Raw genomic sequence first — 395 nt, forward strand, 5'->3', positions numbered from 1 at the left:
GTGGGGTGGTCCGGTCTGCTGCTCTTCCCCACGGCCTATCTGGCCCTGGGCGGCTGGCTCACCGGCACCACCTTCGCCACCTCCTGGTACACCCACGGCATTGCCAGCAGCTACCTGGAGGGGTGCAACTTCCTCACCGCCGCCGTCAGCACCCCCGCTGATGCCATGGGGCACAGCCTGCTGCTGCTCTGGGGCCCGGAAGCCCAGGGTGACTTCGTCCGCTGGATCCAGCTCGGCGGCCTCTGGCCCTTCGTGGCCCTGCACGGCGCCTTCGCCCTGATCGGCTTCATGCTCCGCCAGTTCGAGATCGCCCGTCTCGTCGGCATCCGTCCCTACAACGCCATCGCCTTCTCCGGCCCGATCGCGGTGTTCGTCAGTGTCTTCCTGATGTACCC

The 395-nt window shown here is 67.8% G+C and carries 1 protein-coding gene; it reads left to right on the top strand.

The window, feature by feature from the left end:
- On the top strand, window positions 1-395 hold a 395-nt coding region (locus KUG38_RS16695; protein WP_502988709.1), incomplete at both ends, for a photosynthetic reaction center family protein.

This window comes from Synechococcus sp. CCAP 1479/9, from assembly GCF_019038535.1.
GTDB lineage: Bacteria > Cyanobacteriota > Cyanobacteriia > PCC-6307 > Cyanobiaceae > Cyanobium.